20 protein-coding genes and 1 tRNA gene are annotated in these 19798 nt (G+C 69.4%); 11 read left to right on the forward strand and 10 right to left on the reverse strand.

Annotation, left to right across the window (positions count from 1 at the left end):
* The first annotated feature begins 81 nt into the window (after window positions 1–81).
* Entirely contained in the window at window positions 82–2463 is a 2382-nt protein-coding gene (locus tag BRESU_RS07680; protein ID WP_013268971.1) for a pre-peptidase C-terminal domain-containing protein, read from the forward strand.
* Between the two features lie 18 nt (window positions 2464–2481).
* On the opposite strand, the gene BRESU_RS07685 is transcribed toward BRESU_RS07680, so the two are convergent.
* The 7 genes from BRESU_RS07685 to BRESU_RS07720 form a co-directional block, all read right to left on the reverse strand.
* The gene (locus BRESU_RS07685) at window positions 2482–3705 is read right to left on the reverse strand and encodes an NAD(P)/FAD-dependent oxidoreductase (protein WP_013268972.1); all 1224 of its coding nucleotides are present in this window, start codon (window positions 3703–3705) and stop codon (window positions 2482–2484) included.
* A 9-nt stretch (window positions 3706–3714) separates the two neighbouring features.
* Window positions 3715–4344 carry a maleylacetoacetate isomerase gene (gene maiA / locus BRESU_RS07690; protein WP_013268973.1) on the reverse strand — a complete coding sequence of 210 codons (630 nt, stop codon included), beginning with the start codon at window positions 4342–4344 and terminating at the stop codon, window positions 3715–3717.
* A gap of 10 nt (window positions 4345–4354) precedes the next feature.
* Window positions 4355–5047 carry a fumarylacetoacetate hydrolase family protein gene (locus BRESU_RS07695; RefSeq protein ID WP_013268974.1) on the reverse strand — a complete coding sequence of 231 codons (693 nt, stop codon included), beginning with the start codon at window positions 5045–5047 and terminating at the stop codon, window positions 4355–4357.
* Window positions 5044–5349 (reverse strand): putative quinol monooxygenase, encoded by a 306-nt coding sequence (locus BRESU_RS07700; RefSeq protein WP_013268975.1) that lies wholly within the window; start codon window positions 5347–5349, stop codon window positions 5044–5046. The genes BRESU_RS07695 and BRESU_RS07700 overlap by 4 nt, the downstream gene beginning before the upstream one ends.
* Before the next feature lie 589 nt (window positions 5350–5938).
* Window positions 5939–6013: transfer RNA gene (locus BRESU_RS07710), tRNA-Val, on the reverse strand.
* Between the two features lie 75 nt (window positions 6014–6088).
* The gene (locus tag BRESU_RS07715) at window positions 6089–7378 is read right to left on the reverse strand and encodes a dicarboxylate/amino acid:cation symporter (RefSeq protein WP_041761438.1); all 1290 of its coding nucleotides are present in this window, start codon (window positions 7376–7378) and stop codon (window positions 6089–6091) included.
* 122 nt (window positions 7379–7500) lie between these two features.
* A complete protein-coding gene (locus tag BRESU_RS07720) occupies window positions 7501–8247 on the reverse strand; it encodes an SDR family oxidoreductase (protein WP_013268978.1) in 747 nt (248 codons plus the stop codon).
* A gap of 106 nt (window positions 8248–8353) precedes the next feature.
* Here BRESU_RS07720 and BRESU_RS07725 point away from each other — a divergent pair, with 106 nt between their 5' ends.
* Entirely contained in the window at window positions 8354–8770 is a 417-nt protein-coding gene (locus tag BRESU_RS07725; protein WP_013268979.1) for a winged helix-turn-helix transcriptional regulator, read from the forward strand.
* 3 nt (window positions 8771–8773) lie between these two features.
* Here BRESU_RS07725 and BRESU_RS07730 read toward each other — a convergent pair whose 3' ends face one another.
* Window positions 8774–9490: an HAD-IA family hydrolase gene (locus tag BRESU_RS07730; RefSeq protein WP_013268980.1), complete on the reverse strand. Its 717-nt coding sequence runs from the start codon at window positions 9488–9490 to the stop codon at window positions 8774–8776.
* Window positions 9491–9558: 68 nt separating this feature from the next.
* On the opposite strand from BRESU_RS07730, the gene glmU reads away from it, so the two are divergent.
* The 6 genes from glmU to BRESU_RS07760 all read left to right on the forward strand — a co-directional run bounded on the left by glmU (window position 9559) and on the right by BRESU_RS07760 (window position 16173).
* On the forward strand, window positions 9559–10908 hold the full coding sequence (glmU, locus tag BRESU_RS07735) for a bifunctional UDP-N-acetylglucosamine diphosphorylase/glucosamine-1-phosphate N-acetyltransferase GlmU (RefSeq protein ID WP_013268981.1): 1350 nt from the start codon (window positions 9559–9561) through the stop codon (window positions 10906–10908).
* Window positions 10905–11588: a ribose-5-phosphate isomerase RpiA gene (gene rpiA / locus BRESU_RS07740; protein WP_013268982.1), complete on the forward strand. Its 684-nt coding sequence runs from the start codon at window positions 10905–10907 to the stop codon at window positions 11586–11588. Before glmU ends, rpiA begins: the two co-directional genes overlap by 4 nt.
* A 143-nt stretch (window positions 11589–11731) precedes the next feature.
* Window positions 11732–13126: a glutathione-disulfide reductase gene (gor, locus tag BRESU_RS07745; protein ID WP_013268983.1), complete on the forward strand. Its 1395-nt coding sequence runs from the start codon at window positions 11732–11734 to the stop codon at window positions 13124–13126.
* Between the two features lie 39 nt (window positions 13127–13165).
* Window positions 13166–14536, forward strand: coding sequence for a class II 3-deoxy-7-phosphoheptulonate synthase (locus BRESU_RS07750; RefSeq protein ID WP_013268984.1), 1371 nt, complete (start codon window positions 13166–13168; stop codon window positions 14534–14536).
* Entirely contained in the window at window positions 14533–15120 is a 588-nt protein-coding gene (locus BRESU_RS07755) for a prephenate dehydratase domain-containing protein (RefSeq protein ID WP_013268985.1), read from the forward strand. The genes BRESU_RS07750 and BRESU_RS07755 overlap by 4 nt, the downstream gene beginning before the upstream one ends.
* A gap of 282 nt (window positions 15121–15402) precedes the next feature.
* On the forward strand, window positions 15403–16173 hold the full coding sequence (locus BRESU_RS07760; protein ID WP_013268987.1) for a chorismate mutase: 771 nt from the start codon (window positions 15403–15405) through the stop codon (window positions 16171–16173).
* Between the two features lies 1 nt (window position 16174).
* Here BRESU_RS07760 and BRESU_RS07765 read toward each other — a convergent pair whose 3' ends face one another.
* Window positions 16175–16684, reverse strand: coding sequence for a cytochrome c (locus BRESU_RS07765; protein WP_013268988.1), 510 nt, complete (start codon window positions 16682–16684; stop codon window positions 16175–16177).
* 69 nt (window positions 16685–16753) lie between these two features.
* Window positions 16754–17596 (reverse strand): pantoate--beta-alanine ligase, encoded by an 843-nt coding sequence (panC, locus tag BRESU_RS07770; protein WP_245528617.1) that lies wholly within the window; start codon window positions 17594–17596, stop codon window positions 16754–16756.
* Window positions 17597–17708: 112 nt separating this feature from the next.
* Here panC and BRESU_RS07775 point away from each other — a divergent pair, with 112 nt between their 5' ends.
* The 3 genes from BRESU_RS07775 (at window position 17709) to BRESU_RS07785 (ending at window position 19776) form a co-directional block, all read left to right on the forward strand.
* Window positions 17709–18359 carry an SPOR domain-containing protein gene (locus tag BRESU_RS07775; protein WP_156796130.1) on the forward strand — a complete coding sequence of 217 codons (651 nt, stop codon included), beginning with the start codon at window positions 17709–17711 and terminating at the stop codon, window positions 18357–18359.
* A gap of 132 nt (window positions 18360–18491) precedes the next feature.
* Window positions 18492–19343 (forward strand): division plane positioning ATPase MipZ, encoded by an 852-nt coding sequence (locus BRESU_RS07780; RefSeq protein ID WP_013268991.1) that lies wholly within the window; start codon window positions 18492–18494, stop codon window positions 19341–19343.
* Window positions 19344–19356: 13 nt separating this feature from the next.
* Window positions 19357–19776 (forward strand): J domain-containing protein, encoded by a 420-nt coding sequence (locus BRESU_RS07785; RefSeq protein WP_013268992.1) that lies wholly within the window; start codon window positions 19357–19359, stop codon window positions 19774–19776.
* The last annotated feature ends 22 nt before the right edge of the window (window positions 19777–19798 follow it).

Genomic DNA, 19798 nt, shown 5'->3' on the forward strand with positions numbered 1-19798 from the left:
GGAATCTGACCCCGGTTACGCGACGGGATGACAGCGAAGCTTCCCACGGGCAGTGTGCCGCCGGTATTCGGGGGAATCTTTATGCGCAAGCTTCTGTTTTCGACGGTCCTTTCGGTCAGCCTCGCGGGTGGACCGCTGTTGACCGGGCCGGTCTGGGCCCAGACCCAGCTGCGGCCGGGCGGACAGGTGCAGGGCGAGCTGGCGCGCGGCGACGACCAGCTGGACTCGGGCGAGTTCATCGACGTCTACGAGGTTCAGGGTCGCGCGGGTCAGCCTCTGGCGGTGACGATGCGCTCGGACGACTTCGACACCTATCTGATGGTGCGCGGGCCCGGCGACTTCGAGGAAGACAACGACGACGGCGGCGACGACGGCACCAACTCCATGCTGGACGTGCGTCTGCCGGTCGACGGCACCTACCGGATCACGGCCACCAGCTACGAGTCCGGCGAAAGCGGTCGCTATTCCATCAGCCTGGGGACCGGCGGTGGCAACGGCCCGCGGGGCGGCGGCGGTGGAAACACGGGGGGCAACGCAGGCGGCGGTGTCCTGTCGGCCGATCGCCCGGCCTCCGGCGCGCTCGCGTCGGGCGACCGCACCCTGTCGACCGGAGAGTTCGCCGATGCGTGGAGTTTCCCGGTCCGGCGTGGCCAGACCTATTCGGTCAGCCTGAACGCCAGCGACTTCGATCCCTATCTGATCCTGCGCGGACCAGGCGGGCTGTCGGAGGACAACGACGACGACACCGGCCAGCGCGGGACCCGCAACAGCCGGATCCGCTTCACCGCGCCCGCCGACGGGACAGTCAACGTCTCGGCTACCAGCTTCGAAAGCGGCGAGACCGGCCGCTACCAGATCGCGCTGGAGGAAGGCGGACGGGGATCTTCGACCGGGCAGGGACGTCCGCCGCAGGGGGCCTATCAGCCGCCCGAGCGTCCGGTGCAGGGGGCCATCACGGTCGGCCAGACGGTGAACGGCTCGCTGGCGCGCGGCGACCGCCAGCTGGACTCGGGCGAATACATCGACACCTACACCGTGCGCGGACGCCGGGGGCAGCAGCTGGACCTGCGCCTGACCGGCAACGGCTTCGACCCCTACCTCGCCATCCAGGGGCCCGGCGGGCTGTCGGAGTTCAACGATGACGACTCCGAGGGCGACGGCCTGAACAGCCGACTGTTCGTGACCCTGCCGGCCGATGGCGAATACCGGATCACGGCCACCAGCTACGAGGCCGGGGAGGCCGGCGACTATCGCCTGAGCGTCGTGCCGGCGACCGGCCGCCAGCAGGCCGGACGGCCGCAGCAGGACAGCTATGTCGAGAACGATCGCGGCCGCCAGGATGTGGCCGGCGGCACGATCCGGGTCGGCGATACCGTCGGCGGCAGCCTGCAGTCGGGCGACGATCAGCTGGACAGCGGCGAATACGTCGACACCTTCACCTTCCGGGGCCAGCGCGGCCAGCGGGTGGCGGCCGAGCTGACGTCCTCGGCCTTCGACGCCTATGTCCTGCTGACCACGCCCTCGGGCGAGCAGCTGGAGAACGACGACGGCGAGGACGGCACCAACAGCCGCCTGGACACCGTCCTGTCGGAAGACGGCGAATACACGGTGGCGGTTACCAGCTATCAGCCCGGCGAGACGGGATCCTACCGGTTCAGCGTGACGCCCAGCATGGGATCGCAGCGCCAGGCGGCGGTTCAGGGTGGCCCGCGGGTGTTCGCCATCATGGTCGGCATCTCCGACTACGGCGATGAGGCCAACAACCTGCCCTACACCGACGAGGACGCCGAGAAACTGGCCGAGACACTGGACCGCGAGGGCGTCCTGAACGCCTCCAGCGTGGTCCTGACCAATGCCGAGGCGACGGTGGCGGGCGTGCGTCGCGCCTTCACCGAGGTCGCGCGCGAGGCCGGGCCCGACGACATGTTCCTGTTCTTCTTCTCTGGCCACGGCAGCCAGGAAGATTCGGTCACCAGTGCCCAGGAACCCGACGGTCGCACCGAGTCCATCATCCTGACCGACGGAGAGATCACGGACACCGAAATGGCGCGGCTGTTCAACAGCCTGGATACCCGGCTGTCGCTGCTGGTGCTGGACAGCTGTTTCTCGGGCGGCTTTGCGCGGAACGTCGTCGATCGGCCGGGAGTCATGGGCCTGTTCAGCTCCGAAGAGGACCTGACCAGCGCGGTGGCCGACAAGTTCGAGGCCGGTGGATACCTGTCCCACTTCCTGCGCGCGGGGTTGGCGGGTGAAGGCGACGGCGACGGCGACGGGGCGGTGACCGCCGGCGAACTGGCCACCTATCTGCGGGCCCAGTTCGTGGCCGAGGTTCAGGGCGTCGAGTCCGAGACCATGGAAGGCCAGCGCAATTACCAGAACCTGGTCATCGACCGGGGCGGGGTGCAGATCGACGATATCGTGGTGCGGCTGGCGTCCAACGGCTCGTATCGCGGCGGACTCTGACGGAGGGCCCGCCGTGGCTCAGGCGGCGGGCTCCAGCGCTACCGCCTTCATCGAGACGGCGAGGTCCGTCAGTTTGGCGACATCGACCGGCGTGCGCCGTCCGATCATCTGTTTGCCGGCCATGAACTCGGGCGGGGCGTTGACCGCCTCGACGCAGACGATGCGGTCTTCGCACAGGTGGAAGACGGCGAACCGGCCGGTCGCGGGATCGCCGCGCACCACGGTCCGGTCTGCCGCCTGCGGCAGGCCCGCGATCTGAAGCTTCAGGTCGTACTGGTCCGACCAGAACCAGGGCACTTCCGGCGCGACCTGGGCGCGGCCGACGATCGCGTGCGCGGCCTGTCGGGCCTGCTCGAGGGCGTTGGGCACGCTTTCCAGCCGTAACGTCAGGCCATGGACGGGCACGGGGCGGACCGTGACGTCGCCGATGGCGTAGATGGACGGATCCGAGGTTCGCGCCGTCTCATCGACGACGATGCCGCCGGAGCCCGCCGGGTCGCAGGCCAGACCGGCTGCGCGGGCCAGACCGTCGTTGGCCAGGGCCCCGACCCCGACCAGGATGACATCGGCCTCGACCAGTGTACCGTCCGCGAGCCGCACGCCGCCGTCCTCGAAGGCCGCGACCTCGACGTCCAGGCGGATGTCGACCCCCTCGGCCCGGTGTCGCGCGGTGAAGAAGGCCGACAGGGGCTCGGACGCGACGCGCTTCAGCACCCGGTCCAGCCGCTCCAGCAGAACGACCTCGGCGCCCAGCGCACGCGCCGAGGCCGCCGCTTCCAGCCCGACATAGCCGCCACCGACGATCACCAGCCGACGGCCGGGTCCGAGCTGGCCCTTGAGGCGCTCGGCATCAGCCAAGGTGCGAAGCTCGATCAACTCGGACCGGTCCGCGCCCGGGATCGGCAGGCGGCGACCCGTCGAGCCGGTGGCCAGGATCAGGGTGTCGTAGGTCTCCACGCTGCCGTCCGACAGGGTGACGGTGCGCGCGGCCGGTGAGACGGCGGAGACGACGACACCGGTGCGCAGGGTGATGCCCTGTTCGGCGTAATAGCTCTCGGGCCGCAGCAGCAGGGACTCCAGATCCGCCTCGCCCTTCAGCCAGGCCTTGGACAGGGGCGGGCGCTGGTAGGGGAGCGCGGGCTCGTCGCCCAGCAGGACGATCTCCCCCTCGAAGGCCGAGGCCTTCAGCAGGGCCGCGGCGGATCCGCCCGCGTGACCGGCACCGACGATGACGACCTTCATGGCTGGGTCCTATTCGGCATCCGGCTGACGGTCCGGGTGGGTCTCGGAAAAGGCGGGCAGGGCCAGGCAGGCGGTCTCGATGGCGGACAGGCGCGGCCAGCGCAGCTCCACGCCGAACCGGCGGGCATTGGCCATCTGGGGCACCAGACAGATGTCGGCCAGGGTCGGGGTGTCGCCGAAGGCGAAGGGACCGGGCCGATCGGCGGCGAGGGTTTCCAGCGCGTCGAAGCCGCCGGAAATGACCTCGCGTGCCCAGCCACGGGTGTCGTCCTGGGTCTGGCCCCGGGCCTGCAGCGCCTTCAGCACCCGCAGGTTCTGGACCGGATGGATGTCGCAGGCGATGACCTGGGCGAAGGCGCGCACGCGCGCGCGGTCGAGCGGTGCCCCCGGCAGCAGGGGCGGTTCGGGATGGGCCTCGTCCAGATACTCGCAGATGGCCAGGGACTGGGTCAGGACCGCCCCGTCGTCCAAGACCAGGCTGGGGATCAGGCCCTGCGGATTGACGGCCTTGTAGGCCGGCGACAGCTGCTCGCCCTTGCCCAGGTGCTGGAACCGGGTCTCGACCGGCAGGCCCTTGAGATGAAGCGCGATGCGGACGCGCCAGGCCGCCGAGGAGCGGAAATAGCCGTGCAGGATCATGGTCGGAGCCTCAGTGCGCGGCGGGGCCGACGGTGACGGTCAGGGTGCCGAGGCCCTCGATCGCCGCGACGAGCGTGTCGCCGGGCACGACCGGGCCGACGCCCGCGGGCGTGCCGGTGTAGATCAGGTCGCCCGGCTCGAGCCGGTAGAATTTCGACACATGGGCGATGATCTCGGGCACCGACCAGATTTGGTCGGCCAGGTCGCCCGCCTGACGGGGCTGGCCGTTGATGCTCAGCGTGATGGACCCGGACGCAGGATCGAAGCCGGCGGCGGGGTGGATCGGCCCCAGCGGCTTGGAGGCTTCCACGTTCTTGGCGGCATCCCAGGGACGTCCGGCTTCCTTGGCAGCGGCCTGAAGGTCCCGGCGGGTCATGTCGAGGCCGATTGCATAGCCATGGACCAGGGCCAGGGCGTCGGCGGGGGCCACATCGCGACCGGGCGCGCCGATGGCGACGACCAGCTCGACCTCGTGGTGATAGTCGGCGGTCATGGGCGGATAGGCGATCACGCTGCCGTCCGGGACCACGGTCTCGGCCCAGGCGGTGAAGAAGAACGGCGGCTTGCGGTCCGGATTTCCGCCCATCTCGCGCGCATGGGCGGCGTAGTTCTGGCCGATGCAGAACAGGCGACGCACGGGGAACTGCTCGCCGGTGGTGGTGGGGGCGAGGACGGGCGGGGCGGAGGGGAAGGTCAGGGTCACTGGCTGAAGGCCTCCAGCACGGTCTCGACATGTTCGACCTGCGGGGGACTGGCGAAATGGGGTCCGACCAGACCGCGCCAGACCTGGAAGGCCTCGCTCTCGCGGAAGTGGACCATGTGATCCTCGATCGTGTCCCAGCCGACGACCAGCCGATACTTCCGGGGGTGCTCGACCGAACGGTTCAGGGCCAGGCTGCGGCAGCCCCGCGCACTGCGGAAACGCGACGCCGCCTCGGCCACCGCCGCCTCGAACTCCGCCTCGTGACCGGGGATGATATCGATCTCGGCGATTTCGTGGATCACGGTCGGGCCCCTTGCATGACGGTTCGCAAGGACAGCAGGTCGCTGGCTTGCGGCGCTTCGGGTTCTAGAGCGGAAAGAGGCTGGATGCGACAGGGATCGAACCCGTCAGCCCGCGATGTAACGGAGCCGGCCTGCCTCGGTCGGTGACCGCGGGGCGCTACAGCCGAAACGCGACGCCGCGGCTAGGGCCTGTCCCCGCCGCGCTCGAACACCACGACGATGCGGTCGTCGGTCCACACTTCGGCACGGGAAAACTGCTCGTTATCGATCAGGGCGTCGCGCGCCAACTCGAGCGCTTCCTCGTTGCTGGGCAGATCGATGTATCGGGTCTCGGATGGCCTGGTGGGCCCATCGTGGAGATGTAAGCGATACTGCGGCAAACGAACTCTCGAGCACTGACGTTCGATGCGCCTGCAACAAAGGCGCATCTTTCGCGGACGATGACCCGTTCCAGAGGCATGGTCCATACTCAAAGTTGTGCAGTGTTCGGATTATGCTGTGACGTCCGCGCCACCGTTCTCCGCCGCAATGCCGACAAGGGCAACGGAACGGGGCTGCAGGTGACCTTCAGCGGCGGAGGGGGAGAGAGTGGTGGATGCGACAGGGATTGAACCTGTGACCCCCTCGGTGTGAACGAGGTGCTCTCCCGCTGAGCTACGCATCCATCTCGGGCCCCGCAGACCTCGGTCCATGCGGGGAGGCGGGGACATAGCCCGCTCCCCGGCGGGAGGCAAGAGGATCAGATGCCGGCGGCGACCACGTTTTCGGGCGTCTCGGCTTCCGGGTCGCCGGGTAGCCAGGCCACGTGGCCGTCGTAGATGCCCTGGTTCAGGAGGCCTTCTTCCTTCGCGACCAGCACCGGCACCAGCATCTGGCCGGTGACGTTGGTGGCCGTGCGCATCATGTCGATGATCCGGTCGATGGCGACGATATAGCCGATGCCCTCCAGCGGCAGGCCCGCAGTGGACAGGGTCAGGGTCAGCATGACGATGCTGGTCCCGGGCACCCCGGCGGTCCCGAGCGACCCCAGCACCGCCGTCAGCCCGATCAGGACGTACTGGGTGATGGTCAGGTCGATGCTGAAATACTGGGCGATGAAGATCGAGGCGATGGCCGGGTAGATAGCCCCGCAGCCGTCCATCTTGACGTTGGCCCCCAGCGGCACGGCGAAGGCGGCGTAGGCCTGGGGCACGCCCAGCCGCTCGACCGTCTGGCGCAGGGTGATGGGCAGGGTGCCGAGCGAGGAGGAGGTGGCGAAGGCCGTCTGCTGGGCCGCGAAGGCCCCGCGGAAGAAGCTGGTCGCCTTCAGTCCGTGCAGCTTCAGCAGCCCGGAATAGACGATCAGGATGTGGAACAGGCAGGCGGCGTAGATGGCGAGGATGAACTTGCCCAGCGGCAGCAGCGCTTCCCAGCCATAGCCGCCGACCACCGAGCCGATCAGGCCGAACACGCCGAACGGGGTCAGCTGGATGACCCAGCGGGTGATGCGGAAGATGATGGCCGCGCCCTCGTCCACCAGCCGCCGCGCCGTCTGGGCCCGGTCTCCCAGGGCCACCAGCGCCGCCCCGACCAGGGCCGAGAAGAAGATGATCTGCAGCACCTTGCCCTCGCTGAGCGCCGCGAAGGGGTTGGTCGGAACGATGCCGAGCAGCACCTCCAGCGGGGTCGGGATGACCCGGTCCTTGACCTCGCCCAGCGGCAGGTTGGACAGCCCCAGCCCCGGGTTGATCAGGTGACCGAAGGCGAAACCGACGAGCACGGCCAGCAGGGAGGTGATGGCGAACCACAGGATGGTGCGCGCGCCCAACCGGATCGCGCCCGCGCCCGCGCCCAGCTTGGCGATCGAGGAGGCGATGGTGAACAGCACCAGCGGCGCCACCACCATGCGGATCAGGTTCAGATAGACGTCCCCGATCGGCTGCAGCCACACCGTCGCCTGTTCCCTCAGGATCAGCCCGGCGATGATGCCGAGCGCGAACCCTGCGGCGGTGCGCTGCCACAGCGGGATGGCGAAGAATCTGGCGAGCATGACGGCGGTCTTTCCGGGGAGGAGCCGCAACATGTTGCCTGCCAGGCACGACTGCAACCGGCGCGGTGGCGATGAATTCTATCGACGCCCCAGACCCTCTTCCTCCGGGAGAAGGAAGGCCTTCAGTGCGCCCCGTTCAACATCCCGTACACCGTCGCATAGTCCCCCCGCGCCTCGGCCCCGCTCAGGAACTTGACCCGCTCGACCAGCACCGTGTCGTGCCCGGCCTCGAACAGGCTGAGGCTCTCGGCGGTGAAGTCGGCCAGGGGCATGGAGTTGGGGTTCTCGGCATGGCCCGGCATCAGGTCGGTCGCCACGGCGGGCGGGGCCCATTCGACGACCTTGACCGAGGTCCCCGACAGCTGGGTCCGCAGCGCCTGGGTCCACGAATGGATCGCCGCCTTGGTGGCCGAGTAGGTGGGCGTCGCGGCGAGGGGCACGAAGGCGAGGCCCGAGGACACGGTGACGAAGGTCGCCGCCGGTTGTTGCAGCAGGTGCGGCAGGACCGCCGCCGCCACCCGGATCGTGCCCAGCAGGTTGATGGCCACCGTCTCGTCGACGAGGGCGGCGTCGAACGCTCCGGCGGACAGATTCTCGGCCTTCATGATTCCGGCGTTGCTGATGACCACGTTCAAGGCCGGATGGTCGGCGATCACCTGCGCCACGACGGCCGGGATCGAGGCGGGATCGGCCACGTCCAGCACCGCATGGGCCATGCCCGGGTTGGCGGCGCAGACCTCGGCCAGGACCTCGGCGCGGCGGCCGGCGATGATGACCTTTGCGCCCCTGGTGTGCAGGGCCTCGGCCATGGCGCGGCCGATGCCGGTGCCGCCGCCGGTGATCAGGACAGTGTCGTGTGCGGTGTTCATGTCGTCGCTCCTTCGGGGTTCCGGCCCCGTGCCGGAGCAGATAGAACGATCACGCACTGATCGAAAGCAGGCACCGAAACGTGCCATACGCACCGAAGGGAAACCAATGTCCGCCGCTGCCGCCAGGCCCGTTGCCGAACGCCCCGCGATCTTCGATCACCCGCCGGTCGATCCGCGCGTCGAGGCCCTGGTCAATGAGGTGATCGGCCGGGTCGCCGACAAATGGACCATGATCGTGCTGGATGTCCTGGCCGAGCACGGCGAGCAGCGCTTCACCCGGCTGGCGGCCCTGTCCGGCGGCGTCAGCCAGAAGATGCTGACCCAGACCCTGCGCCAGATGGAGCGCGACGGCCTGGTGGTCCGCACCGTCCACCCGGTGGTGCCGCCCAAGGTCGAGTACCGCCTGACCGACATGGGCTTCAGCCTCGCCGAGGCCTTCTGTGGCGTCTGGACCTGGGCCGAGGCCCATCTGGCGCGGATCGAGACGGCCCGGGCGGCCTTCGACGCGGCGAAGGCGGGGTAGGGGTCAGCCCCCGAACATCGCCTTGTTCACGTAATGATCGACCACGATCATATCGACGGCCTCTTCCACGTCCTCGAAGGCATCGACGATGATGTCGCCGCCCAGATCCTCGACGGGGATCGGGGTGTAGCCGAAGCTGACCAGGACGCAGGGGATGTTCGCGTCCTTCGCCGTGCCCGCGTCAGGGGCGGCGTCGCCGACCATGACGGCGCGGGCCGGGTCGCCGCCCACCGATTTGATCGCCTCGATCAGGTGAGCGCCGGAAGGCTTCCGTTCGCTGACCCGGTCGGGGCCGACGATCGCGGCGAAGTGGCGGGTCAGGTCGATCTTGCCCAGCAGCAGCTCTGACAGGTCGCTGCGCTTGTTGGTGACGACGACCAGGGTCGCGCCCCGCGCCGACAGGGTCTCCAGCGTCTCGACCACGCCGTCGAACGGGGCGGATTCATCGGCGATGTGCTCGATGTAGTCGGCGATGAAGGCGTCGAACAGGTCGGGGTTGCGTGCCTGTTCCAGCGGCGCGCCGGCCAGGGTGAAGCCGTGCTCCAGCAGGGCCCGGGCCCCGCCGCCGATCAGGTCGCGGGCGCCCTCCATGGGGGCAGGCGGCAGACCCTTCGACACCAGCATGCGGTTCAGGGTGCCGACCAGGTCCTGATGCGTCTCCACCAGGGTGCCGTCCAGGTCGAAGGCCAGGGTCCAGCCTTCAAGGTCGCGTTCGATCATCTTGCCTTCTCCCGTCGGGCCGCCCGATGGGTTAGACCTCGGCCGTTGACTAGCCGCCGGACCGATTCATGACCAGCCACCCCAGAGCCGCCATCATCCTCGCCGCCGGCCAGGGCACGCGGATGAAGTCGCCGGTGCCCAAGGTGCTTCATCCGGTCGGTCACCGCGCCATGCTGGACCACGCCATCGACGCGGCCGAGGCCCTGGGCTGCGAGCGGATCGTGGTCGTGGTGGGCGCGCACTCTCCGGAAGTGCGGGCGCATGTGGTCGACCGGCTGGGCGAGGAGTCCATCGCGGTCCAGGACCCGCCGCTGGGCACGGGCCACGCGGTCCGTGCCGCTGAAGCGGTGCTCGGCGACTTCGTCGGGCAGGTGGTCGTGACCTATGGCGACGTGCCCCTGCTGCGCGCCGCCGATATCGAGGCGGTGTTCGAGGCGCATGACGGGGTGACGGTCATCGGCTTCGAGGCGGCCGATCCGGGGGCCTATGGCCGTCTGGTCATGGAAGGCGACACCCTGACCGCCATCACCGAGGCCAAGGAGGCCTCGGCCGAGGTCCTGGCCCTGAAGACCTGCAATTCGGGCGTCATGGCGGCACCCGTCGGCCTCCTGTTCGAGCTGCTGGCCGAGGTGACCAACGAGAACGCCAAGGGCGAATTCTATCTGACCGACGTGGTCGAGCTGGCCCGCAAGCGCGGCGCGCCGACGCGGGCGGTGATGGCGTCCGAGGACTCGGTCATGGGGGTCAACGCCCAGGCCGAGCTGGCGACCGCCGAGGCCCTGTTCCAGAAGGTGCAGCGCGAGACCTTCCTGGCCGCCGGCGTGACGATGAGCGCGCCGGAGACGGTGCATTTCGCCTGGGACACCCGGGTGGGCGCGGGCACGGTGATCGAGCCCTTCGTGGTCTTCGGTCCCGGCGCGACGGTGGCCGAACGCGCGCGCATCCGCAGCTTCAGCCATATCGAGGGCGCGACGATCGCGACGGGGGCCGAGGTCGGACCCTATGCGCGGCTGCGCCCCGGCGCGGACCTGGGCGAGGGCGTCCGGGTCGGCAATTTCGTCGAGGTCAAGAACGTGCGGATGGAGACGGGGGCCAAGGCCAACCACCTGTCCTATCTGGGCGACGGCTCGGTGGGGGTGGGCGCGAACATCGGCGCGGGCACGATCTTCTGCAACTACGACGGCTTCAACAAGGTCCGCACCGAGGTCGAGGCCGGGGCCTTCGTCGGGTCGAACTCGGCGCTGGTCGCGCCGGTGACGATCGGGGCGGGAGCGGTGATCGGCTCGGGCTCGGTCATCACCGAGGATGTGCCGGCCGACGCCATGGCCCTGGGACGCGGGCGTCAGGTGAACATGCCGGGCGCGGGGGCGGCGTTCCGCGAACGGGCGAAGGCGATCAAGGCGGCGAAATCGAAATGAGCGATCACCAGAAACAGATCGCCGGCGAGGCCGCGGCCCTGCGGGTCGAGGCGGGCATGGTGGTGGGGCTGGGCACCGGGTCGACCGCGGGCTGGTTCGTGAAGGCGCTCGCGGCGCGGAGCCTGACCGGGCTGCGCTGCGTGCCGACGTCAGAGAAGACCGCCGACCTGGCCCGCGAACTGGGCCTGCCGCTGACGACGCTGGAGGATGTCTCGCGCATCGACCTTACCGTCGACGGTGCCGACGAGGTCGGCCCGGGGCTGGCCCTGATCAAGGGCGGCGGGGCGGCCCTGCTGCGCGAGAAGCTGGTGTGGGAGGCGTCGGACCGCTGCATCGTCATCGCCGATGCGGCGAAGGTGGTGCCGGTGCTGGGGGCCTTCCCCCTGCCGATCGAGGTCGTCGCCTTCGGCCACAAGGCCACGGCGAACCGGATCATGGATGTGCTGACCGACCACGACATCACCATGCCCGCCCGGCTGCGCCAGGCGGATCGGGGCGTGGTCCGCACGGACGGCGGCAACGTCATCTACGACGCGAAATGCGTCGCCATCCACGACCCGGTTCGCCTGGCCGACGACCTGAAGCTGATCACCGGCGTGGTCGAGCACGGCCTGTTCCTCGATCTGGCCGACGAGGCGATCATCGGGCGGGACGACGGGGTCGAGGTGCTGGTGCCCTAGGCGCTGATTGGCGCAGGCCTCAAGCCTTGCCGCTCTGACCCCGGGTCACTAAGTCCTGCGTCCCCCGCGCGGCTCCCCATGGACGCAGGCGGTCGACCCGAACGGGTCGGACGGGTCGGACGGTATTTTTCGCGGAGCCCGGCATGGCCGACTACGACTACGACCTCTTCGTCATCGGTGCCGGTTCGGGCGGGGTGAGGGCGGCGCGCCTGACGGCGCTGGGCGGCAAGAAGGTGGCGATCGCAGAGGAGCACCGCGTCGGCGGGACCTGCGTGATCCGGGGCTGCGTGCCCAAGAAGTTCATGGTCATGGCCAGCGACTTCGCCCACCAGTTCCACACCGCCGAGGGCTATGGCTGGACGGTGGAGGCCAGTTTCGACTGGCCCAAATTCATCGAGACCAAGGATGTCGAGATCGCCCGGCTGTCGGGCATCTATGCCGCCAACCTCGGCAAGGCGGGCGTTGAGCTGATCCATGGCCGCGCGGTCCTGACCGACGCCCACACGGTGGTCATCGCGGGCAAGGGCGAGGACGGCGGCGACCTGACCGTCACGGCCGAGCGCATCCTGATCGCAACGGGCGGCCGCCCGTGGATGCCGGAAGAGCTGCCGGGCATCGAGCACGCGATCACCTCGGAGGAAGCCTTCCACCTGCCGGAACTGCCCAAGCGCATCCTGATCGCGGGCGGCGGCTATATCGCGGTGGAGTTCGCCGGGATCTTCGCCGGGCTGGGGGTCGAGACGACCCTGATCTATCGCGGGCCGAACATCCTGCGGGGCTTCGACGACGACGTACGCGCCCATCTGGCCGGAGAGATCGAGAAGCGCGGCATCAAGGTCGTCCTCGGCTGCCAGCACAAGGAAATCCGCAAGACCGACAGCGGTCTCGTGAACGTGCTGGAGAACGGCATGGAGCTGGAGACCGACGTCGTCATGTTCGCGACCGGCCGCGTCCCGCACGTGAAGTCCCTGGGGCTGGAGACGGCGGGCGTCGCCCTGAACGACAAGGGCGCGATCCAGGTCGACACGCTGTCGAAGACCACGGCCGACAACATCTGGGCCATCGGCGACGTGACCGACCGGATGAACCTGACCCCCGTCGCGATCCGCGAGGCGGTCGCCTTCCACGAGACCGTCTACAAGGGCAACCCCCAGCATTTCGACTATGAGGCGGTGGCGACCGCTGTGTTCAGCCAGCCGCCGGTCGGCACCGTCGGGCTCAGCGAAAGCGAGGCGAGGCGGACCTGTTCCGGCGCGGTCGATATCTATTCGACGAAGTTCCGGCCGATGAAATACGCCTTCACCGGATCGGACGAGCGGGTGCTGATGAAGCTGGTGGTGGATGCGTCCAACGACCGCGTCGTGGGCGTCCACATCGTCGGACCGGAAGCGCCGGAGATGATCCAGCTGGCCGCCATCGCCGTGAAGGCCGGACTGACCAAGGCCCAGTGGGACGCCACCTGCGCCGTCCACCCGACCATGGCCGAGGAACTGGTGACGCTGAAGGTGAAGCAGAACCAGGAAACTTCGGCGGGCTAGTTTGTTGTTTCGCAACCGCGAGAGGCCTATTCTACGGCCATGACCATGCGCTGGACCCCTGAATCCTGGAGAAACAAGCCCGTCGTGCACATGCCGACGGACTATCCGGACGTGCGCGAGCTTCAGCGCGTCGAGGACGAATTGCGGGCCCTGCCGCCGCTGGTCTTCGCCGGAGAAGCCCGGACGCTGACAGCCAAGCTGGCCGACGTGGAGGCGGGCAAGGCCTTCCTGCTGCAGGGCGGCGACTGCGCCGAGAGCTTCAAGGAGTTCTCGACCGACAACATCCGCGACACCTTCCGCCTGCTGCTGCAGATGGCGGTGGTCCTGACCTTCGCGGGTCGCAAGCCCGTGGTGAAGGTCGGCCGGATCGCCGGCCAGTTCGCCAAGCCGCGCAGTTCGCCCATCGAGGAGATCGATGGCGTGACCCTGCCGTCCTATCGCGGCGACAACATCAACGGCTCGGCCTTCACGCCCGAAGAGCGGGTGCCCGATCCCCAGCGGTTGCTGAAGGCCTACAACCAGTCGGCCTCGACTCTGAACCTGCTGCGCGCCTTCGCGGGCGGCGGCTATGCCGACCTGTACAACATCCATCGCTGGACCCAGGGCTTCGCCGACCACGGCATCGGAGCCCAGTATCGCGAACTGGCCGACAAGATCGCCGAGGCCCTGGCCTTCATGGAGGCGGTCGGCGTTACGCCCGAGACACACCCCGACCTGAGCCGCGTCGAGGTCTTCACCTCGCACGAGGCCCTCCTGCTGAACGTCGAGAGCGCCCTGACGCGGCTGGATGGCGGCACGGGCGAGTGGTTCGATACCTCGGCGCACATGCTGTGGATCGGCGAACGGACCCGCCAGCTGGACGGGGCCCACGTCGAGTTCATGCGCGGCATCCGGAACCCGATCGGCGTGAAGTGCGGCCCGACCATGGAGGCCGACGACCTGCTGCCCCTGATCGACGCGCTGAATCCCGACAATATCTCGGGTCGCCTGACCCTGATCGGACGCTTCGGTCACGACAAGGTCGGCAAGCGGCTGCCCGGCCTGATGCGGGCGGTGAAGGCGGCGGGCAAGAAGGTGATCTGGTCGATCGACCCGATGCACGGCAACACCCTGATGGCCGCCAGTGGCTACAAGACCCGGCCGTTCGACCGGATCCTGGGCGAGGTGAAGGGCTTCATCGACGTGGCCGAATCGGAAGGCGTCCATCCCGGCGGCGTCCACCTGGAGATGACCGGCCAGAACGTCACCGAGTGCATCGGCGGGGCCCAGGCCGTGTCCGAGGACGACCTGTCCAGCCGCTATCATACCCATTGCGATCCGCGCCTGAACGCCGACCAGGCGCTGGAGCTGGCCTTCCTGGTGGCCGAGCGGCTCAAGAGCGGACGGCTGAATCAGTCGCGCGCGGCGTGACCGAGGCCGCGATCGGGCGGCCGGCCGGCGACGACCGGGGCGGCCGCACGGCCTTCCAGGGCGCGCCTGGCGCCTTCAGCCACGAGGCCTGCGTCGAGCTGCGTCCCTGGGATGAACACGTCCCGTTCGAGACGTTCGAGGACGCCATCGCCGCGGTGAAGTCGGGGGCCTGCGACTGCGCGCTGATCCCGGTCGAGAACTCCACCATCGGCGATGTCGAACCGGCCGCGACCCTGGTCAGGACCTCCGGCCTCGCCGTCGTGGGCGAGGCCTGGCGGCCCATCCGCATGGCCCTGATGGCGCTCGACGGCGTCGAGCTCGACGAGCTGCGGACCGTGGCCAGCCACCCGATCGCCCTGGCCCAGTGCTCCGGCAAGCTGACCGCGCTCAACCTGACGATGGTCGAGGCGTTCGACACGGCCGGGGCTGCCCGCGACGTGTCCGAGGCGGGGGACCGCACGCGCGCTGCCCTGGCACCGGTCGCTGCGGCGGAGGTCTACGGACTGTCGATCCTGCGTCTCGATCTTCAGGATTCCGCCGATAACCGCACGCGATTTGTTCTCCTGGCCCGCGAGGCGGGTTGACGGCGCACGATCGTTGCGTGTCATAAGGGGGTACGGATCGCCACCGATCCGATGAACCGGACCGACCCATGTCCCCGCTGCGCGCCTCGCTTTCGACCCTCTCGCTTCGTTCGCGCGCGGCTGCCCTCTATTTCGGCTATCGCTTTTACGGCTTTCGATACGCCGGCTGAGGCCTCGAGCGGCACCCGCTCCTGACAGCCTCGCCGGCGACCGCCCCGACCCGGGGCGGCGGCGCACCCACGCACCCCTCATCGAAATGCACACCGTGAAAGCCCTGATCCCATGCCGAAAACCAACCTCCAGCCCGTCTGGCCCGACATGACCCCGCAAGACCTGTCCCCCGAGCAGATGGCGCTGGCCGCGCTGCGCGCCGAGATCGACAGCGTCGACGACCAGCTTCTTGCCCTGTTCCAGCGCCGTCTGGACATCGCCGCCAGGGTCGGTCTCGCCAAGGACGCGCCGCACGGCCCCCACACCAAGCTGCGGCCCGACCGCGAGCAGACCGTCCTCAGCCGGATGCTGGCCAGGGCCGAGCCCGGCTATGCCGATGCGGTCGAAGGTCTGTGGCGCGAGATCGTGGGCTGGGGTCTGGCGCGCCAGGGCCAGCTGCAGGTCCAGGTCTGGGCCCCGACCGATCCGACACGGGCCTTCGACGGGGCCCGGCACCGCTTCGGTGCGGCGGCCGCCATCCGCATGGTGCGGGACCCGCAGGCCGCCCTGGCCTTCGCCGCTGAGGGCAGGGGCGTGGCCGTGCTGGCGATCAACACCGACGATCCCTGGTGGCTGGGCCTGCGCCGCGACTGGTCCTCGCTGAGCGTGTTCGACGGGTTCGGCCAGACCGGCGGTCAGCCGACGTCCCTGGCGGTCGGCAAGATCGATCCGGCTGCTCTGCCCAGGGGGCGCAGCGTGATCGTCACGGCCGGGGGCGATGCCGGTGACGGCGGCGGCGCGCGCCGCTGGGGTCTGAACACCCACCACGGCTGGACCCTGGCCCTGACCGACGCCGCGCTGACGCCCGGCGACGCCGAGGGCTGCGTCGGGGCGATCGGCTAGGTCAGACGGCGGGTGGTCCGGGCGGGGCGACCCCGGGGGGCAGGGGGGCGGGGGCCGGCTGGCCCGCATCGCCCGGCAGGGCCTTGATGTAGCGATAGACCGCGCGCTTGTCGGCCTCGGACATGGCCTTGACGCTGGGCCAGGGCATGGGCGGAAGGCTCGAGCCCGTGGCCAGCTTTTCGACCCACTCGTCCTCGGTCATACCGGCGACCGTCAGGCGAAGGTTCTTGCCGTAGCTGGTGCCCCACGGGCCGGTGTGCCCCTCGGTGCTGCCCTTGAGCCACTCGCTTTCGGGTGGTTCGGTCCCGCCCGTGCGGGCATAGGCCGGGGTGTGGCAGTCGTTGCAGCCGCCGACCAGAACGATGTAGCGCCCGGCTTCGATGTCCGTGGCGGCGACGACATGTGGACCGCTGACGGCCTGGGCCGAGCTCTCGGCCTCCGCCGTCGGCTGGCAGGCGGTGAGCAGGGCTGCGACCGATGCCGCAGCGATGGTTGCGATGGCACGCGACATTTCAGATCCCCTTGTTCTCCGAACGCGACGGAACATCAGAGGTCGGGGTGCGTCAAGCCGCCACAGGCGTCACACGGCCAGATTGTCGATCAGGCGTGTCTTTCCCACCCAGGCCGCCGCCAGAATGCGCGCCGGTGCCTCGACGACACCGTTCGGGAACGGGGCCAGATTGTCCGCCTGGCGCACGGCGACATAGTCCACCCGCTCGAAGCCGGCCTTGAGCAGGTCCGAGTAGGCGTCGCGCTCGACGGCGGCCAGGGGACGTCGGTCGGCAGCCTTGATGGCGGCCTCGGCGAGGACGCCGTTAAGGCAGCGGGCGACGTCGAGTTCGGGCTCCGACAGGTAGGCGTTGCGCGACGACAGGGCGAGGCCATGGCCATCCCGCATCGTGGGTGCGCCGACGATCGCGGTCGGAATGTCCAGGTCGCGGGCCATGCGGCGCACGACCATCAGTTGCTGGTAGTCCTTCTCGCCGAACACGGCGACGTCGGCCTGGACCTGGTTCAGCAGCTTGGCGACCACCACGGCCACGCCGCCGAAGAAGTGGGGACGAAAGTCCGTCTCCAGCCCCTGCGACGGTCCTCCGACCGCGACGGAGGTGACGAAGCCGTCCGGATACATTTCGCCCACCGTCGGGGCGAACAGCAGGTCGCATCCGGCGCCGGCCAGAAGGGCGGCGTCCTCGGCCTCGCGCCGGGGATAGGTGCCCAGATCCTCGTGGGCGGCGAACTGGGTCGGGTTAACGAAGACGCTGGCAACGACCTTGTCCGCCCGCTGTCCGGCTTCGCGCACGAGGGTCAGGTGACCCTCGTGCAGGGCTCCCATGGTCGGCACGAAAGACACGGTGAACCCTTGGCGCCGCCAGTCGCGAACGGCGGTACGCAACGCATCCACGCTTCGCGCGATGGGCATGGAGGGAGAGTTTTCGCTCATGCTTACCGGATTAACCCTTCGACTTAAGCGTGTTCATGCACCGGACGGCAAATGGTGCCGGGCTACAGGTCGGCTTATGACGCCCAGCAGAATGCTTCGTCCAGTGCTCGTCGGTCTCGCCGGCCTCGCGACCGCGTCGTGCGGCATGGTCGAGGGCGACCCGAACCGGTTCGAGTCCATGGCCCAGGCCGTGGCCAGCGTACCGCTGGATGGGTCCAGCCGGCCCTCGCGGAAGGCGTCCGAAGGCTCGATCCGCCCGGCCGTCGTCGATGCCGCCGCGATCGCCAACCCCGGTGCGCTCAAGGTCGAGGTCATGGACCCCCATGCCCTGTGGGACGCCCGGGACCTGGGCTTGCGCGGGGCCGTGGAACAGGCGGCACCGGCGATGGTCGAGGCCGCCGCACCGGTCGTGACACAGGCGGTGCTGCAGCAGGTGTCGGACCGTCTGCCGACGATGCGCCCGACGCGTGCCGTGGAAGAAGAATCTGTGAGGATGTCGACGGCCGGCCCGAGCGAGACCCTGCAACTTGGGGCGTTCTCCAGCCCCTCGGCGGCCCGGGCCGCCTGGTCGCGCATCCGCGCGGCCGGCGCGTCGGTCGCCGATCTGACGCCCGCGTTCGAGACCGTCGACGTCGATGGTCGCACCCTGACCCGGCTGAAGGTCACCACCTCCGGCGAGGCGGCCCGTGCCGTCTGTCGCGCCGCCGACGCGGCCGATCTGGGGTGTCTGCGCCGGGGCTGAGCCGCGTCGCCGGCTATCTTCCCACAGCTGTCGCTTAACCTTTCGTTGACGGATGGGGCGGCGGGCCCGATTCTGGTGGGCCATGACGACCGGCCAGTGAGTCGGTGGTCGCCAACACCGGATCATCGGATCATGACGCAGCCCTCCCAGCACCAGGCTCAGGTCATCGTCGTCGGCAACGAAAAGGGCGGGGCGGGCAAGTCCACCCTGGCGATCCACATCGCCTGCGGCCTGATGCACGCGGGCCGGAAGGTCGCGATCCTGGACCTGGATCTGCGGCAGCGGTCGATGGCCCATTTCTTCTCGCACCGGGCGGCCTGGACGGCCGCCAACGGCGTCACCCTGCCCATGCCGGTGCAGCCGGACCTGGGCGACGGCAAGGCCCTGGCACGGGCCGAGGAGGCCGAGCAACTGGCGCGGTTCGAGGCGGCTTTCAGCGAGGCGGTGGTGTCCGGGGCCGAGGTCATCCTGATCGATACGCCGGGAGGGGACACCGCGCTGTCGCGCGCCGCCCATGCCCGTGCCGACCAGATCGTGACGCCGATGAACGACAGCTTCGTCGATTTCGACATGCTGGGCACCGTCGATCCCGTGACCCTCGACCTGCTCAAGCCCTCGACCTATTCCGAGAGCGTGTGGGAGGCCAGAAAGCACCGCGCGATCAAGGAGGGCCGCCATGCCGCCATCGACTGGATCGTCGTGGTCAACCGCATGGCCGTGGCCGAGGCGCGCAACCGCCGTCGTCTGGAAGAGCGGATGCTGAAGCTGGCCAAGCGCGTCGGTTTCCGCGTCGGGCCGGGGCTGCGCGACCGGGTCATCTATCGCGAGCTGTTCCCCTTCGGCCTGACCGTGGCGGACCTGTCCAACGAGGTGCGGCCTGTGGCGGTGTCGCTGGCCCACGTCGCGGCGCGCCAGGAGATGCGTAACCTGATGCAGGCCCTGGGCCTGGACGACGTCAGCCTGCCGGCGCTCGAAGCCGCTTGATCGGACAGTTCGCATGAGCCTGATCTGGCTCGTGCTGGCGGGCATCGTCGTGTGGGCGCTGATCCGACTGGGTCGCCAGACGGAAGGACCGCGCAGAGGTCACTGGCGGGTCGCGGCGACGCTCGTGTCGGCCGCCCTGCTGGTCGGCGGCGTCCTGGCGCTGACCAAGGGCGCATGGGTCAGCGGTGCCGGCCTGGTCGGGGCGGCGCTTTGGCTGGTGGTGGCCTCGCGGATGCGGACGGCGGCGGTCAAGCGCGAGGCGATCGGCGATGCCGAGGCGCGGTCGATCCTGGGGGTCGGGACCGGGGCCTCGCCCGAACAGGTCAATGCCGCCTGGCGTCGATTGATGGGGCGGGCCCACCCCGATCAGGGCGGCACCGAGGGGCTGGCGGCGAAGCTGAACGCCGCGCGGGACCGGTTGCTGAAGAAGTAGCCCTCTCCCCTTGCGGGTGAGG

It is taken from the genome of Brevundimonas subvibrioides ATCC 15264, from assembly GCF_000144605.1.
Taxonomy (GTDB): domain Bacteria; phylum Pseudomonadota; class Alphaproteobacteria; order Caulobacterales; family Caulobacteraceae; genus Brevundimonas; species Brevundimonas subvibrioides.

What these genes read in the sequence shown, in the direction of transcription:
- BRESU_RS07680 (WP_013268971.1), top strand. Translation starts at nt 82, where the DNA reads ATGCGCAAGCTTCTGTTTTCGACGGTCCTTTCGGTCAGCCTCGCGGGT.
- BRESU_RS07685 (WP_013268972.1), bottom strand. Translation starts at nt 3,705, where the DNA reads ATGAAGGTCGTCATCGTCGGTGCCGGTCACGCGGGCGGATCCGCCGCG.
- maiA (WP_013268973.1), bottom strand. Translation starts at nt 4,344, where the DNA reads ATGATCCTGCACGGCTATTTCCGCTCCTCGGCGGCCTGGCGCGTCCGC.
- BRESU_RS07715 (WP_041761438.1), bottom strand. Translation starts at nt 7,378, where the DNA reads ATGCTCGCCAGATTCTTCGCCATCCCGCTGTGGCAGCGCACCGCCGCA.
- BRESU_RS07720 (WP_013268978.1), bottom strand. Translation starts at nt 8,247, where the DNA reads ATGAACACCGCACACGACACTGTCCTGATCACCGGCGGCGGCACCGGC.
- BRESU_RS07725 (WP_013268979.1), top strand. Translation starts at nt 8,354, where the DNA reads ATGTCCGCCGCTGCCGCCAGGCCCGTTGCCGAACGCCCCGCGATCTTC.
- BRESU_RS07730 (WP_013268980.1), bottom strand. Translation starts at nt 9,490, where the DNA reads ATGATCGAACGCGACCTTGAAGGCTGGACCCTGGCCTTCGACCTGGAC.
- glmU (WP_013268981.1), top strand. Translation starts at nt 9,559, where the DNA reads ATGACCAGCCACCCCAGAGCCGCCATCATCCTCGCCGCCGGCCAGGGC.
- rpiA (WP_013268982.1), top strand. Translation starts at nt 10,905, where the DNA reads ATGAGCGATCACCAGAAACAGATCGCCGGCGAGGCCGCGGCCCTGCGG.
- gor (WP_013268983.1), top strand. Translation starts at nt 11,732, where the DNA reads ATGGCCGACTACGACTACGACCTCTTCGTCATCGGTGCCGGTTCGGGC.
- BRESU_RS07750 (WP_013268984.1), top strand. Translation starts at nt 13,166, where the DNA reads ATGACCATGCGCTGGACCCCTGAATCCTGGAGAAACAAGCCCGTCGTG.
- BRESU_RS07760 (WP_013268987.1), top strand. Translation starts at nt 15,403, where the DNA reads ATGCCGAAAACCAACCTCCAGCCCGTCTGGCCCGACATGACCCCGCAA.
- BRESU_RS07765 (WP_013268988.1), bottom strand. Translation starts at nt 16,684, where the DNA reads ATGTCGCGTGCCATCGCAACCATCGCTGCGGCATCGGTCGCAGCCCTG.
- panC (WP_245528617.1), bottom strand. Translation starts at nt 17,596, where the DNA reads ATGCCCATCGCGCGAAGCGTGGATGCGTTGCGTACCGCCGTTCGCGAC.
- BRESU_RS07775 (WP_156796130.1), top strand. Translation starts at nt 17,709, where the DNA reads ATGCTTCGTCCAGTGCTCGTCGGTCTCGCCGGCCTCGCGACCGCGTCG.
- BRESU_RS07780 (WP_013268991.1), top strand. Translation starts at nt 18,492, where the DNA reads ATGACGCAGCCCTCCCAGCACCAGGCTCAGGTCATCGTCGTCGGCAAC.
- BRESU_RS07785 (WP_013268992.1), top strand. Translation starts at nt 19,357, where the DNA reads ATGAGCCTGATCTGGCTCGTGCTGGCGGGCATCGTCGTGTGGGCGCTG.